12 protein-coding genes are annotated in these 13,528 nt (G+C 54.4%); 2 read left to right on the forward strand and 10 right to left on the reverse strand.

Annotation, left to right across the window (positions count from 1 at the left end):
* Positions 1–456: 456 nt before the first annotated feature.
* Positions 457–4,476, forward strand: a complete 4,020-nt coding sequence (locus ACM6I7_RS19135; RefSeq protein ID WP_414889049.1) for an NACHT domain-containing protein — start codon at positions 457–459, stop codon at positions 4,474–4,476.
* A gap of 809 nt (positions 4,477–5,285) precedes the next feature.
* Positions 5,286–5,726, forward strand: a complete 441-nt coding sequence (locus ACM6I7_RS19140) for a hypothetical protein (RefSeq protein WP_414889050.1) — start codon at positions 5,286–5,288, stop codon at positions 5,724–5,726.
* 153 nt (positions 5,727–5,879) lie between these two features.
* On the opposite strand, the gene ACM6I7_RS19145 is transcribed toward ACM6I7_RS19140, so the two are convergent.
* The 10 genes from ACM6I7_RS19145 to modA form a co-directional block, all read right to left on the reverse strand.
* A complete protein-coding gene (locus ACM6I7_RS19145; protein ID WP_166495875.1) occupies positions 5,880–6,041 on the reverse strand; it encodes a hypothetical protein in 162 nt (53 codons plus the stop codon).
* 201 nt (positions 6,042–6,242) lie between these two features.
* Positions 6,243–6,749: a peptide-methionine (S)-S-oxide reductase MsrA gene (gene msrA / locus ACM6I7_RS19150; protein WP_414889051.1), complete on the reverse strand. Its 507-nt coding sequence runs from the start codon at positions 6,747–6,749 to the stop codon at positions 6,243–6,245.
* Between the two features lie 207 nt (positions 6,750–6,956).
* Positions 6,957–7,241 carry a hypothetical protein gene (locus ACM6I7_RS19155; RefSeq protein ID WP_027612677.1) on the reverse strand — a complete coding sequence of 95 codons (285 nt, stop codon included), beginning with the start codon at positions 7,239–7,241 and terminating at the stop codon, positions 6,957–6,959.
* A 107-nt stretch (positions 7,242–7,348) separates the two neighbouring features.
* Complete coding sequence (locus ACM6I7_RS19160) at positions 7,349–7,579, reverse strand: hypothetical protein (protein WP_007964939.1); 231 nt, start codon at positions 7,577–7,579, stop codon at positions 7,349–7,351.
* Between the two features lie 122 nt (positions 7,580–7,701).
* Entirely contained in the window at positions 7,702–7,932 is a 231-nt protein-coding gene (locus tag ACM6I7_RS19165) for a hypothetical protein (RefSeq protein WP_414889052.1), read from the reverse strand.
* Between the two features lie 70 nt (positions 7,933–8,002).
* On the reverse strand, positions 8,003–9,628 hold the full coding sequence (locus tag ACM6I7_RS19170; protein WP_414889053.1) for an ABC-F family ATP-binding cassette domain-containing protein: 1,626 nt from the start codon (positions 9,626–9,628) through the stop codon (positions 8,003–8,005).
* Between the two features lie 144 nt (positions 9,629–9,772).
* Positions 9,773–10,801 (reverse strand): DNA topoisomerase IB, encoded by a 1,029-nt coding sequence (locus ACM6I7_RS19175; protein ID WP_414889054.1) that lies wholly within the window; start codon positions 10,799–10,801, stop codon positions 9,773–9,775.
* Positions 10,802–10,870: 69 nt separating this feature from the next.
* Entirely contained in the window at positions 10,871–11,950 is a 1,080-nt protein-coding gene (modC, locus tag ACM6I7_RS19180) for a molybdenum ABC transporter ATP-binding protein (protein WP_414889056.1), read from the reverse strand.
* Positions 11,951–11,953: 3 nt separating this feature from the next.
* Positions 11,954–12,634 carry a molybdate ABC transporter permease subunit gene (modB, locus tag ACM6I7_RS19185; protein WP_414889057.1) on the reverse strand — a complete coding sequence of 227 codons (681 nt, stop codon included), beginning with the start codon at positions 12,632–12,634 and terminating at the stop codon, positions 11,954–11,956.
* Positions 12,635–13,402: a molybdate ABC transporter substrate-binding protein gene (gene modA, locus ACM6I7_RS19190; RefSeq protein ID WP_414889058.1), complete on the reverse strand. Its 768-nt coding sequence runs from the start codon at positions 13,400–13,402 to the stop codon at positions 12,635–12,637.
* Positions 13,403–13,528: the final 126 nt, after the last annotated feature.

Genomic DNA, 13,528 nt, shown 5'->3' on the forward strand with positions numbered 1-13,528 from the left:
CGATTTAGCCAATCTGTTGCGTCGACCGGTTGAATCCACAGCCATAAGCGGACGTTCGCGTTCGGCTGCTGCCGGCGAAAAGCAGCCCGCCACATTAAACTGCTTTCGACTCGATGCAGTCACTCGAAGGACTTAAAGCCAAAGTCGTTCAGGCTTTTCCGGATGGTTCAACAGGGGCTTTACCCTCACCGACGTTTTCAGCAGAATCAATCCAAAGTGCACGCATCGATGCGAAGAAAATGAATGCGTAATTTGGGAATCGTTTATACCTTCTTCCCGAATGCGTTCAATGGGGTTCTGACTCAACAGCAAACACGGACTACATATGAATAAGGAAGGTCATCAGGCAGATTTAACCGAGAAAGCCGCACCGTATTTATATCGAATGTAGCGTTTTGAGTACCAGTCACCATCTGCCTCAGAACGCAGCGCACCTGAACAAATTGAGCGCCCATAATGAGCCAAGACTTCTACCTGCCTCGAACGCTTGCTTCCGATGAGAGGACATTCACAGAGCGGGAGCTGATGAGCGCTTCGGCCTATGTGGTCGTACTATCTGAGCCAGGGGGCGGAAAATCTTCCTTGCTCAAAAGCCTTGCTGATCAGCTGAACGTCGAATGTGTGACTGCCAACCTCTTCAGCTATATGGGTGCAGATTCGAAGAATGGCTCTTTGGTCATCGATGCATTTGACGAACTTGCGAAGATCGATCAGGTTGGTATTAACAGGCTTCTAGCCTATGCGAAAAAATCTGATCCAAAACATGTCATCATATCTAGTCGGTCGAGCGAGTGGGGTGCATCGTCAACGAAGGCTTTCGAAGATGCCTTAGGACGTACCCCGCTGGTGGTCAGATTAGAAGAGTTTAACGAAGCAGAACAACAAGCCATATTCTCCTATCACGTTGCAGGTGAGGACTTCGTTGCTTTTCGTGATGAAGTGTCAAGGTTTTATTTGGAGTCTCTTCTACCTAATCCACAGTTTCTTAAGCTCTTCGCTGACGCTTACATAGAAAGCGGTAGACAATTCAAAGACAAAAATTCGATATTCTCGATGGCCGTTGACCGGCTAGCAAGAGAAGTCAATACGAGTATTGCGAGCAAACACAACTCTTTTCCAATAGCAGAAAAGGTTGCTTTGGCGGAGGAGGTTTTCGCCAAATTACTTCTCTCCGGCTCAGATGGGGTTACTACTAGCGAGGCAAGCGAGACGCGAATATTTCCGATGCTTAACGCGGTACAAAGTAAAAATAACTTTAACATCGATATACTGTCGACGAGATTGTTTAGGCCAGGAGATCACCCCGATCTTCACCGCCCCGTCCATAAGGTTGTGACTGAGTATTGCGCAGCTTGCTATTTAGTAAGACGAATTGAAAACGCACAAGATACGCTGACGCTATCAAAGTGTTCGTCGATAATTGCACCAAACTCTACTGTACGAGATGAACTGCGTGGATTACTCGGATGGATGGCTGCACTGGGAGGTAGAGACGTACAGAATACTATTGTTCAGCTTGATCCGTACGCAGTACTTGCTAACGGAGATCCTTCTCAGCTTCATCCATCCACAAGGCGTGCTCTAATACATAAGCTCCGTGAAATTGAAATAAAAGATCCATATTTTCGAAGAGGCGATTATGGACGGAGTTTCAGCATGGCTGGGTTCTTCTCGAAGGATGTCGTCAATGAAATTAGACCAATTATATCAGCTGGAGCAGATGGACATCTTCGAGATCTTATAATGGAATTGCTAGTTTCTAGCAAAGAAGCATCAAATTTTGAGGCAGAACTTCGAGGCATTCTCCTATCAGCGGAAGAATCTCAAAGTTCTAGATTGCTAGCGAGCAGGTGCCTGCTTTCAATCCCATCCTTCGATCATAAAAAAAATCTTTCAGCCTTAATCTCTGAGGCTAGTCATAACTCATTGCACGTTGCCTCAGAAATCATTAAGTCCCTTTATATATCCCCATACAATCATGAGGTTGTGCTCGACTTTCTTAAGGGGTGTGCAAAACTCTATCCAGAGGGGTATGAACAGCATTATCCACAGATTGGTTCTCGCTACTTTGTCAAGCGTTTCATGGCGGATTTAAATTATAGAACAGCGGAGCGCCTTTTAGACGATCTGACGGTGGGATTAGAGTGCATCTGTGACAAAAAAAACTACCAGTGTAGTTGTAGAACTGGAATTAGCAAGATAATAGGCATGTTGTTGGACAATTATTTTAGTACTGCGCTCCCACCCTACAACCCGATTCAGATCTGGCAATGGGTGAAAAACTTAAACTATTTCTATCAGAAAAGTACTGAGCAGAGCGCTGCTGTTAAAGTGATGCGCGAGAATGTCGAATTGAGACAAGGCGTGCTCGCACTAGTATTTTCTCCCCTTACTGATCGAGAGGAGATAATTAACACAAGAATCCACAACTTTGATTTTCATTCGCACTCCGGGCTTGGCCTGTTTCAGGAAGACACACAGTACTTAGCTGATCTTGCGTTTGAAAATGATAACCCTGTTCTATGGGCTACTTGCATTCCTCTACACCACAAACATCGTATGAAGGATGAGCGAGGGCCTGATCTACTGAGGCAACGCCTGCGCAAGCAAGCCCTGACCAAACCTGCATTCATGCGCGCTTGGGCCAATTTTTCTCGTGCGGCATCTAAAATGGGAAGGCTTGATGGAATACCCAGAAATCTCAAGCGAAGAATCAAACGCAGTCAAAGGAAGCAGGCGTTAATTCATGAAAAAAATATTCTATACGTAAGGGAGAACAGAGATCTAATTGCGTCGGGCGCACATTGGGCATGTCTCGCGCGATTCGCAGAGCTCACATTGATGCAGCCAGAAAAAATAAATGAAGAGTTTGGTGATAAAGAAATAGCACATACAGCATTGAAGAACTGCCTCAGCTTTATAGGCCCATCAATCCCAGGGCTACGCGAACTGGCAGAATTAAGCTGCTCTTCCAGAATTTCCAGAAATATTCAGATATTGCACGCTGCCTGTGCTCTAATCATGGTGGAAAAAAATTCATTGGATGAGGTTGATCCGAACCTGCTTCGATCATTGAGAGCATGCGTCAATACTCATTACAGTACTATTGACGAGAACGCCAGGGCCGCTCTGACGCAAGAGATTGACAGAATTGTATTTGCAGAAGCAGGTGCATTAGAGGTTTTTTTGAGGCAATTTGTCGAGCCTCAATTGGAAATTTCATCTTGTACGAATCCGGACATTTGGTTGCTCTGTAGCGATGATGCATTCAGCGAACTGAAACCCAAGCTTTCGATCGATTGGCTCGTTAGATTCGAAAACTTGGATCTTAACACACTCGAAACTTTATTTGACATTGCCTCAGAATATGGCGAGCGCTCCCTGCTTGTCGATATCATTAGAGAGCGGACATCTGCTTTAGTGGAAAAAATCACCAAATTCCCAGATGACCCTGACATAATTTGTAAATGCAAGTTCTGGTTTGTTCGCGAATTTTACTTCATTGATTGCATAAATTATCCGCAATGGCACTGGCTGCAAGCAGATCCAAATGCAATCTTTAATCTGTGCAACCGGTCGAGTCGATTTGGCCATCGGAGCCATGGCTGGCCTAGTTTGACAGCCTTAAAAGCAAAAGCTGTGCTTGATGCATATGTCGAACGGTGGCCGAGTGTATATTTGCCAGACCAATGGGGGAGCGATAGTCCAAATAGCGAAAGAGCATACCGCTATATACAGGATTTGGTTTGGAGCTTTAATTCCTATGACCCAGATGACGCCATAGTCCCGCTAACGGAGCTAATTGCAGATGCTCGGTTCAGCGATCTGCACAGAGATCTTAACAGCATTTATAGTAGCCAACTTAGAAAACGCTCCCTTCAAGATTACGAGGCGCCCAGCCCAAAGCAGGTTTCGGACCTATTGGATTTAGATTCGATTGCAACAGTAGAAGGATTGCGTCAATGCATCATTGATGAGCTAGGTGATTTTCAAAGAGCTATCGATGGAGGCGAATTCAACTCAGGCGCTCGCTTCTTCGAAAACGGAAAGCACTTAGATGAAAACTCTTGTAGATCAATCATAGCGGAGCGGTTGAGTCTTAAGCTTTTGCCGAAAGGCATTATAATTACACCTGAGCATCATCTCAAAGATGACAAGCGAAGCGACTTCACCGCATCGAAGGTGATAGACGGAAAAAGACGACTACTGGTCACGGAGGTTAAAGGACAGTGGCATAGAGAACTATATACAGCCGCAAAATGTCAGTTGCATGAGCGCTATTCAATACATCCCGACGCCGAGTACCAAGGAGTTTTCCTGGTTCTGTGGTTTGGGCCAGACATACCTATAGCGGGTCTCAAAACCTATGATATAGGATCAGCGGAAGAACTAAAGCTAAGCATTCAGTCATCGCTGCCGTCTGAGATCTACGGACTGATTGACATATTTGTATTAGATTTATCTAACTCCAGATGACGGTCGATAATCACATGCCTAGCTATTTGAAGGTACAACATTGCTGCCAGTCAACCTAATGACATCTGCACATTTTGGCAAAAGGTTGCTAGCGCGAGAATCCAATCTAATTCTTAGCAACTCGAAAAGGTGTTCGCTCTGGGTTGAATACATCCTCTTAAAACTGGCTGCTAATTGCCGTCAGCAGTCGCGTGCCGATGTCCGCTTTTGGCCGGAAGGGGACATTCAGGAGTGCCAGACTCTGGTCGATGCAGGCCGTTCCTGGAGTGTTTTTTCCTGGATACACACGCCGCGACAACGTGAATTCTGTTCCGCAATTTTTTGAACAGCTACGAATTTATTGGCTCTCAAGGGTGCCAGAAACCTATTCCTGCGGAAAAATTAAATCCATAAGTAATTGATTTTATTATATAAAGATCCGGACTTAAAATCCCCCGCTCGTAAGGGCGTGCCGGTTCGATTCCGGCTTCGGGCACCATCTAAAATCAAGGGTTTGCGGGCGAAAGCTGAGGCAAACCCTTGTTTGTTTTCGGATTGCCATTTTTAACTGGCTCCTCGTCAATTCCTTGTGTTTCTGCGCGCAGAGACCGTTGGTCACTTCTCGATGCAACCAATCCTGCAAGCGTCTACGTTTGTGGCTTGGTCGAAGATATCAAAAGTCATTGAGTGAACATTTTAGCTTGACCCGGTGGCGTTGATATCAGGATGGATCTTGATCATGGCGCGGTGCATCGCTCAGGCGATGGGCATTCAGACGGCCTGTCTGTTACGCCAGACCCGCCATTTTTGACGTGTTAAGGAGAACACCGATGGCAATCAATCAAGTGCACGCAGCAACCGATAAAACCGCTCTCGTCGAAGCCGAGGTGTACCGTTGGTACAATCTCTTCTTTCCGTGGTCGCGCGGTATGTCTTCCCGGTCGGAGGGCGCCATCAAGCCTCTGTACGATGCGTTGGCGAATGACTTCCGTGTGGTACTCACCGATGGAGAGATCATGTGTCGGGCGGACTATTGGGAGCGACTTTGGGGCTTGTATGGCAAGCGTGCTGGAAGCCCTGAATCACACATCACCAACCTCTCGATCACAGCGCTTCCCGGGGACTGTTTCCTGGCCGTCTTCGACCTTGTCAAAGACGGCATTACCAAGAAGAAAGTCGATTCGGCGCTGATGTGCGTCGATCAGGCCTCGCCATCTGGAATTTCATGGGTTTATGTCCATGAAAGCGAGCACGAGAGGAGCCTGGCGTAAGTCACTTGAGTTCCACTCTCGCGGCTAAAAAGCCCGGATGTTTTTAACCTTGACGAAAAATCAGGCCCAGCCCCGCGCTGGGCTTTTTTGTATCTGCTGTTCGGCCAGAAAACAAAAAGCCCAGGCATACCCGGGCCAGTTGAGGGAACACATTCAGCGCGAATCAACCTCTTTTGCAGCCTGGGCGTTTGATCGTTCCTTGCGCCTGCGCAGCCAGCTGAAGAATGCATGTACCGGGTGTAAAAACGCAGCCAGTACGCACAGTAGCATGATGGTGAAAATGGCAATCAGCGGGAGGCTTTCGTGCGAGAACATGGTGGGGTACTCCTGTAGGCACTATGTTGGAACCTGCAGGCTAGACGCATTGAGCCATGCTTGCGATGAACGTATGTTCATCCTCGGGCGCTTGAACTGTGCTACGGAGGGCTCACCAAAATGATCGATTCCAGAGGTGCGCAAGTGCCGGCCTTCAGTTGAGGCCAGCGCCGTGCGTGGGGTGATTACGCAGGTGTGTTATTAGCTGCGCTTGGGCAACTTCCAGTTCGGACGGATGAAGTGGCAGGTGTAGCCATTCGGTATCCGCTCCAGGTAGTCCTGGTGCTCAGGTTCCGCTTCCCAGAACTGTCCCGCCGGTTCGATTTCGGTGACTACTCGGCCCGGCCAGAGACCGGAAGCGTCAACATCGGCGGCGGTATCCTCGGCGATGTCGCGTTGCTCTTCGCTGAGATAATAAATCGCCGAACGATAGCTGGGGCCAAGATCGTTGCCTTGACGGTTGGGCGTACTCGGATCGTGGATCTGGAAGAAGAACTCGAGGATCTGCCGGTAGCTGATCACCGCCGGGTCGAAAACGATCTCGATGGCTTCAGCGTGGTTGCCGTGGTTGCGGTAGGTGGCGTTCGGTACATCGCCGCCGCTGTAGCCGACTCGCGTCTGCAATACGCCGGGATAACGCCGCAGCAGGTCCTGCATGCCCCAGAAGCAGCCCCCGGCGAGAATCGCGGTTTCGGTTTGTCCGGTCATGATTTTTTGCCTCTCGGTGACGGTGGATACGGTTCTGGTTATGAGGGCGCGTTGGCTATTTGCAAGCTTGCCTCAGGGCTACGGGCTGCTCGAACCGGTGTTTTCAACAAAAAGCCCTGACGATAAGGCCAGGGCATTGATGGGTTCGAGCGGTGAATTCGTGGCAATTCACGTCGAGTGATGGACTAAAAAAACGACATCAATCGGTTATACGAACGCTTGCCCGAAAAAGCCCCTTGGCAGGCGCTGCGGCCCGGCCAGCGCGGTCAGGCGTTCGATCCACTCCGAACGCCAGTTCGACGCACCATGATCAGCTTTGGTGTGGCGCGCTGCGCGGCGTGCGGCATTGCGCTGGGTCTTGCGTGCTTCTTTATAGGCGTCGGTGTTGCGGCAGCTGCGGCATTTGACGCGATTGAGTTCCAGGCTTGAGGCAAGGTTGTCGCCCTTGTGACCACAAGCCAGATGTCCGTCTGTTTTGAAGTGGATAACCATGAACCGTCTCCTGGGTGACGTGTACAGGTTTTGACCGCCCACACCTCGGGGCGTTCGGTACACCGGCCAGACGGTACGCCGGTTGGCTGTCGTTTATCGCGGTGCAGTCATCTGAAACGTGGCAGTGGCCGTTCGACCGGTTGTAGCGACGACAGGGTGCTGCGGATCAGCGGTGTGTCTTTTTCGATGTCGTTCAGTCGGTCGCGGATGCGCAGGGCGGTCGGATGGCCGCCTTGATGGTCGACCCAGTCGGCGATTTCCTTGCAGGCCGCGGCAAGTCGCGCCTGACGAGAGTCGAGCAAGGTGAGGAGGGTGGTGATGGACTCTTTTTCGGACATGGAACACCTCCGTTCAGACAAACCGTTGAGAGGCAGCAAAAAGCCCGCGGGCTGCGAGCTCTGTGCCGTTGGGGCGCTGGTCCGTCAGCTGCTTTGAGTATAGACCCCGCCTGTCAATTGCATCAGCCGGCCGATTGTCGCGCCGGCAGCGGCGAGCTGGCCGCATTGAGCCGTTGGCATTCGCGTCGGGCATCTTCCTCAACATCGTAGCCATCGCCGATGAAGCCGCCGGTGCGGGTGTCGTTGATTCGAAACCAACTTCTGGCTTCAGCGTGTTCATGCTGACTTTCCCCGGCGCGGCGACCGTGAATGATGATCTTGTTGCAGCGTTTTACGACAAAGATGTCTTCCATGGCGTCACCACAGCAAATAGGTGTCAGATCAACTATAGAAGCCTTGGCCAATCGTGCAAAAAATAGCCAGTCAGTTCGTCGGTTGTAGCCGCCATTCTGTGGCATGCCAATTCAGACGATGCGTCGGTTTCAGCGCTTGTAGAAACTCAGGATCGTGGGAAACCGCGACAATTGCTCCGGGAAACGTCTGCAATGCCTGCTCGAAAGCCTGAACCGATGCCAGATCCAGATGATTGCTCGGCTCGTCGAGCAGCAGCAATTGCGCAGGGTTTTTGCCCCACAAGGCCACCGCCAGCGCGGCTTTCAAACGCTCTCCACCGCTCAGTGAAGCGCTCGCTCGAGTGACCCGCTGCGCGTCCAGTTGCAGATGCGCCAGATGGCTGCGCAATTCGCTCTCACTCAACGGACTCTGCAGCGCGAGCAGTTGCTCGATGACGCTGAGACGGTCATCCAGCAGCTTCAGATGCTGGTCCAGATAAGCCGCAGGAACATGGGTGATGCATTCGCCGCTGGCGGGATGCAGTTGACCTGCGAGCACCTTGAGCAACGTCGATTTGCCGCAGCCATTCGGACCAATGACGGCGACGCGCACGGGCCCGCTCAGCGTGACATTGAGCGGTTGCGCCGGCAACCATGGCACGCACGCATCAATCAGCGTACAGACTCTGCGCGCAGCAGGCACTGCGCTGCCGGGCAGGTTCATCAGCACCGCATCATCCGCGAGCACTTTGGCGTAGGCATCGCGCACCCGTGCATCAAGCTCCGATTTGCGCTGCTGATGACCATGACGCACCTGGCCCATGATCTGCCTCGCCGCACCTTTCAGGCCGGCGCGTTCGAAGCCCGAGACGTTGGCGGATTTCGCATTGCGCAGTGAGCGGGCGGCATGCCGCTGGATGGTGTCGTGCTCGTTTTGCAAGCGCTGCTGCTCGCGCCGGCGCTCTGTTCGGCTTTGATCCAGCGTCGCTTGCGCCGCCGCCTGATGGATCTGTCGTTGCTGCTGGTAAGCGGAAAAATTGCCGCCGTACACCGTGACACCCAGCGGCGTCAGCTCGACGATACGCTGCATGCGCTCAAGCAATTGCCGGTCGTGACTGACGACGATCAATCCGCCGCGCCAGCGTTCCAGTTCGCTCATCAACCAGTCGCGGCCGGGGCCGTCGAGATGGTTGGTCGGTTCATCCAGCACCAACAGATGCGCCGGATTCAGAAGCGCCCCGATCAACGCCAGCCGCGCTTGCTGGCCGCCGCTCAGCGGTTGGGTCAGATCGGTGGGAGCAATGTCCGGCAGACCGGCGTCATCCAGCGATTGGCGCAGACGTTCGGGCAGATCCCAGCGCTCGCCGAGGATGTCGAAATCTTCTGCTGCCGCCTCGCCAGACTGCAGCCGTTGCAATGCGCGAAGGGCGGCGGCGGTGCCGGTGGCGTCGGCCACGGTCTGCCGCGCATCGGCGGTGAATGTTTGCGCCACATAGGCCAATGGCACCGAGCAGGTGACGCTGCCGGCAGTTGGTTGCAAGTGCCCGGCGATCAGCTTGGCCAGCACGCTTTTACCGACGCCGTTGCGCCCGACGATGGCGGTGTGGGTGTGATCGAATTGCAGATTCAGGTCGTTGAAAATCGTCTCGCCATTAGCGAACTGAAAACTGGTTTGATTCAGGGAGACGAGGGCAGGCGTACGCGAGACGTGAGTCATCGGCACCTCCGAAAAATGTCGTGAAGACTGACAGGCGCTATTCAGCGCTTATCGCGATTACATTTTCAGAAGGCTTGATTGTTCACTGTCTGCGGTCGTCCTGAAGGGGAAAGGTGGCTAGCCTAGATCACCCATCCGCCGCGATCAAGACGCGTCCATCATTTGCTCGAGAAACATCGCCAGCGCCACTTCCTCGGAGCGCAAGCCCTTGCGCACCCTCGGGCGTGGCAGTTCGGCCAGCGCACCGAGCAGGAAGCGCTCGACCACGGCTGGATGGATGTAGCACTTGCGGCACACCGCCGGGGTGTTGCCCAGCTGTTTGGACACGCTCTTGACCATCTCCACCACATGCCGTTTCGCCTCGGCTTCCGACTCCCATTGCAGTTCGCGTAATACCGCCAAAGCCAGTGCGCTGCCGGCCCAGGTGCGGTAATCCTTGGCAGTGAAGTCGGCGCCGGTGAGGGTTTGCAGGTAGCTGTTGACGTCATGGGAACTGACGGTGTGCCGCTCGCCGTTTTCGTCCAGATACTGGAACAGATTCTGCCCGGGAATTTCCAGGCAGCGCTTGATGATGCGCGCCAGGCGACGATCCTTGACGGTGATCTGGTGTTCGATGCCGCTTTTGCCGCGAAACTGGAACAGGATCGCGCTGCCGTTGACCTCGACATGCCGGCTGCGCAGGGTGGTCAGGCCATAGGAGCGGTTGTCCCGCGCGTATTGGGTATTGCCGACACGAATCAATGTGGCGTCGAGCAGCGTGATGACCGTGGCCATGACTTTGTCGCGGCTGAAGCCGGGGGCGTCCAGCAGGGTTTCGAGCTGTTTGCGCAACTTCGGCAATGCCATGCCGAACTCACGCAAGCGCGAGTACTTGTCGGCATCGCGCACCTCGCGCCAGCGCGGGTGATAGCGATACTGCTTGCGGCCCCGGGCATCGCGTCCGGTGGCCTGCAAATGGCCACGCGGATCGGCGCAGATCCACACGTCGGTGTAGGCCGGCGGCACTGCCAGCGAATTAATCCGTTTGATCTCATCAGGGTCGGTGATGCGCTGCCCGGCCGGATCGAAATAGGTGAACTTGCCACGCAGCTTTTTACGGGTGAGGCCGGGTTGGGTATCGTCGACGTAATGCAGGTCGGGCGGTAAGACGTCGGCTAGTGCGGTGTCGGGCATGGCGGTGTCCTTGGCGAATCGCTCTGTTACAGCGATTGACCGCGCGCCATGGCCGTCGTGCCAACCAATTCAGGCCAGCACGGCGACGGCCTTGATCTGCGCCCACAAATGCTGGCCCGGGTGGATGCCGAGCTGATCCCGGGAAAACCGCGTGATCCGCGCCAGCAACGGTGTGCCGCCGGCATCGAGCCGAATCAGCACATGCGCGGCATTGTCCGCCGCCAGCTCGCTGACCACGATCACCGGCAAGCGATTGAGGATGCTGCTGGCCTCGCTGTTGTGCAGGGCCAGACTGATATCGCGGGCGTGCACCTTGCAGCGCAGGGCTTGACCGACCGCCATCGGCGCGTGAGTCACCCGGATGTTCATGGCAGTCGCCGGCAATTGCAGACTCAGCAACTGGTACTCGGCATCATAGGCGCTGACCTGGCCTTCGATGATCACTCCGGCGTCATCGCCCAACGCCATTGGCAGGTCAAGGCGCGCGAGGGTTTCGCCAATCGGGCCGCTGGCCAGGGCCTTGCCGTCGCTGAGCAGCACCAGATGATCGGCCAGGCGGGCCACCTCGTCCTGCGCGTGGCTGACGTAAAGCACCGGGATGTCCAGCTCGTCGTGCAGACGTTGCAGGTACGGCAGGATTTCGTTTTTGCGCTGGCTGTCGAGAGCGGCCAATGGCTCATCCATCAGCAACAGTTTCGGGCTGGTCAACAGCGCGCGGGCGATGCCGACACGTTGGCGTTCGCCGCCGGACAGATGCTGCGGATGACGCTCCAGCAAATGACCGATGCCCAGTAGTTCGGTGGCTTGCGCCATGTCGACCCGGCGCTGGGCCTTGGCAATGCGTTTAAGGCCAAATTGCAGGTTGGCCAGCACTGACAGGTGCGGAAACAAACTGGCTTCCTGGAACACGTAACCGATTGCACGTTTGTGCGGCGGGACAAAAATCCGCCGTTCGCTGTCCTGCCAGACTTCGTCGTTGATCTTGATAAAGCCCTGTTCAGCCCGCTCAAGCCCGGCGATACAGCGCAGGCAAGTGGTTTTGCCCGACCCGGAATGACCATACAGCGCAGTCACGCCACGCCCCGGCAAATGCAGATCGACATCCAGACTGAAACCCGGATAAGTGATTTTCAGACGTGCATCAATCATCGATCAGCTCCAACCCGCGCGGGTCTTGCGGCTGGAGTAGAGCGCCAGCAACACCAGAAACGAAAACACCAGCATCGCCCCGGCCAGCCAATGGGCCTGGGCATATTCCATCACCTCGACATGGTCGTAGATCTGCACCGAGACCACGCGGGTCTTGTCGGGAATGTTGCCGCCGATCATCAGCACCACGCCGAATTCACCAACGGTATGCGCGAAACCGAGGATCGCCGCCGTCACGAAACCGGGGCGGGCCAACGGCAGGATCACGCTGAAAAAAGTGTCCCAGGGATTGGCGCGCAGGGTCGCGGCCACTTCCAGTGGGCGGGTGCCGATGGCGGAGAACGCGTTCTGCAACGGTTGCACCACAAACGGCATGGAATAGATCACCGAACCCATCACCAGCCCGGTAAAACTGAAGGTCAGAGTGCCCAGACCCAGCCATTGCGTGAAGTGGCCGAGAAAGCCATTGGGCCCCATCGCCAGCAGCAGATAAAAGCCGATCACGGTCGGCGGCAGTACGAGGGGCAGGGCGACGATTGCGCCGATGGGGCCACGCAGCCAGGAACGGCTGCGCGACAACCACAGGGCAATCGGCGTGCCGACGACCAGCAGGATAGCGGTGGTCAGGGACGCCAGTTTCAGGGTCAGCCAGATCGCCGCGAAGTCGGCACTCGTCAGCGACATTTAGAGCTGGTAACCGTAGGACTTGATCACCGCAGCGGCTTTCGGCCCCTTGAGGTATTCAAACAGCGCTTTGGCGGCGGCGCTGTCCTTGCCTTTGTTGAGAATCACCGCGTCCTGTTTGATCGGGTCGTGCATGCTCGCTGGAACGATCCACGCCGAACCGCTGGTGACCTTGCCGTCCTTGTAGATCTGCGACAGTGCGACAAAACCCAGTTCGGCGTTACCGGTGGACACGAACTGGTAGGCCTGGGTGATGTTCTGGCCTTCGACGATCTTCGCCTTGGTCGCCTCAGTCAGATTGAGTTTTTCCAGCACTTGAGTAGCGGCCAGACCGTATGGCGCGGCTTTCGGATTGGCGATGGACAGGTGCTGGTATTCATTCTTCTTCAGGACTTCACCTTTGGCGTCGACATAACCATCTTTCGCCGACCACAGGGCCAGGGTGCCGATGGCGTAGGTGAAGCGCGAACCCTTGACGGTGTCGCCTTCTTTTTCCAGTTTTTCCGGCGTGGTGTCGTCCGCCGAGAGGAACACTTCGAACGGTGCGCCGTTTTTGATCTGGGTGTAGAACTGGCCGGTGGCACCGTAAGCGGCGACCAGTTTGTGCCCGGTGTCTTTTTCGAAATCGGCAGCAATTGCCTGGATCGGCGCGGTGAAGTTGGCGGCAACGGCCACCTGCACTTCATCAGCCTGAGCGGTACCGAAGGCGAATACCGCAAGCAGGGTGGCCAGGCAGGTTGGGGCAAAACGTGGGGCACGAATGGTCATGTAACAGCTCCGTTATGGGCGAGTGCAGAGGGCAGTTATTGTTGGAGGTGGACTGCACCGATGCGAAGGGTGGAACGCTATATAGCGAAATATATAGCGAAATGCCGCTAAACAGGAAGTGCTGGT

Origin of the sequence: Pseudomonas sp. IT-93MI4 (genome assembly GCF_949767635.1) — a bacterium.
Taxonomy (GTDB): Bacteria; Pseudomonadota; Gammaproteobacteria; order Pseudomonadales; family Pseudomonadaceae; genus Aquipseudomonas; species Aquipseudomonas putida_A.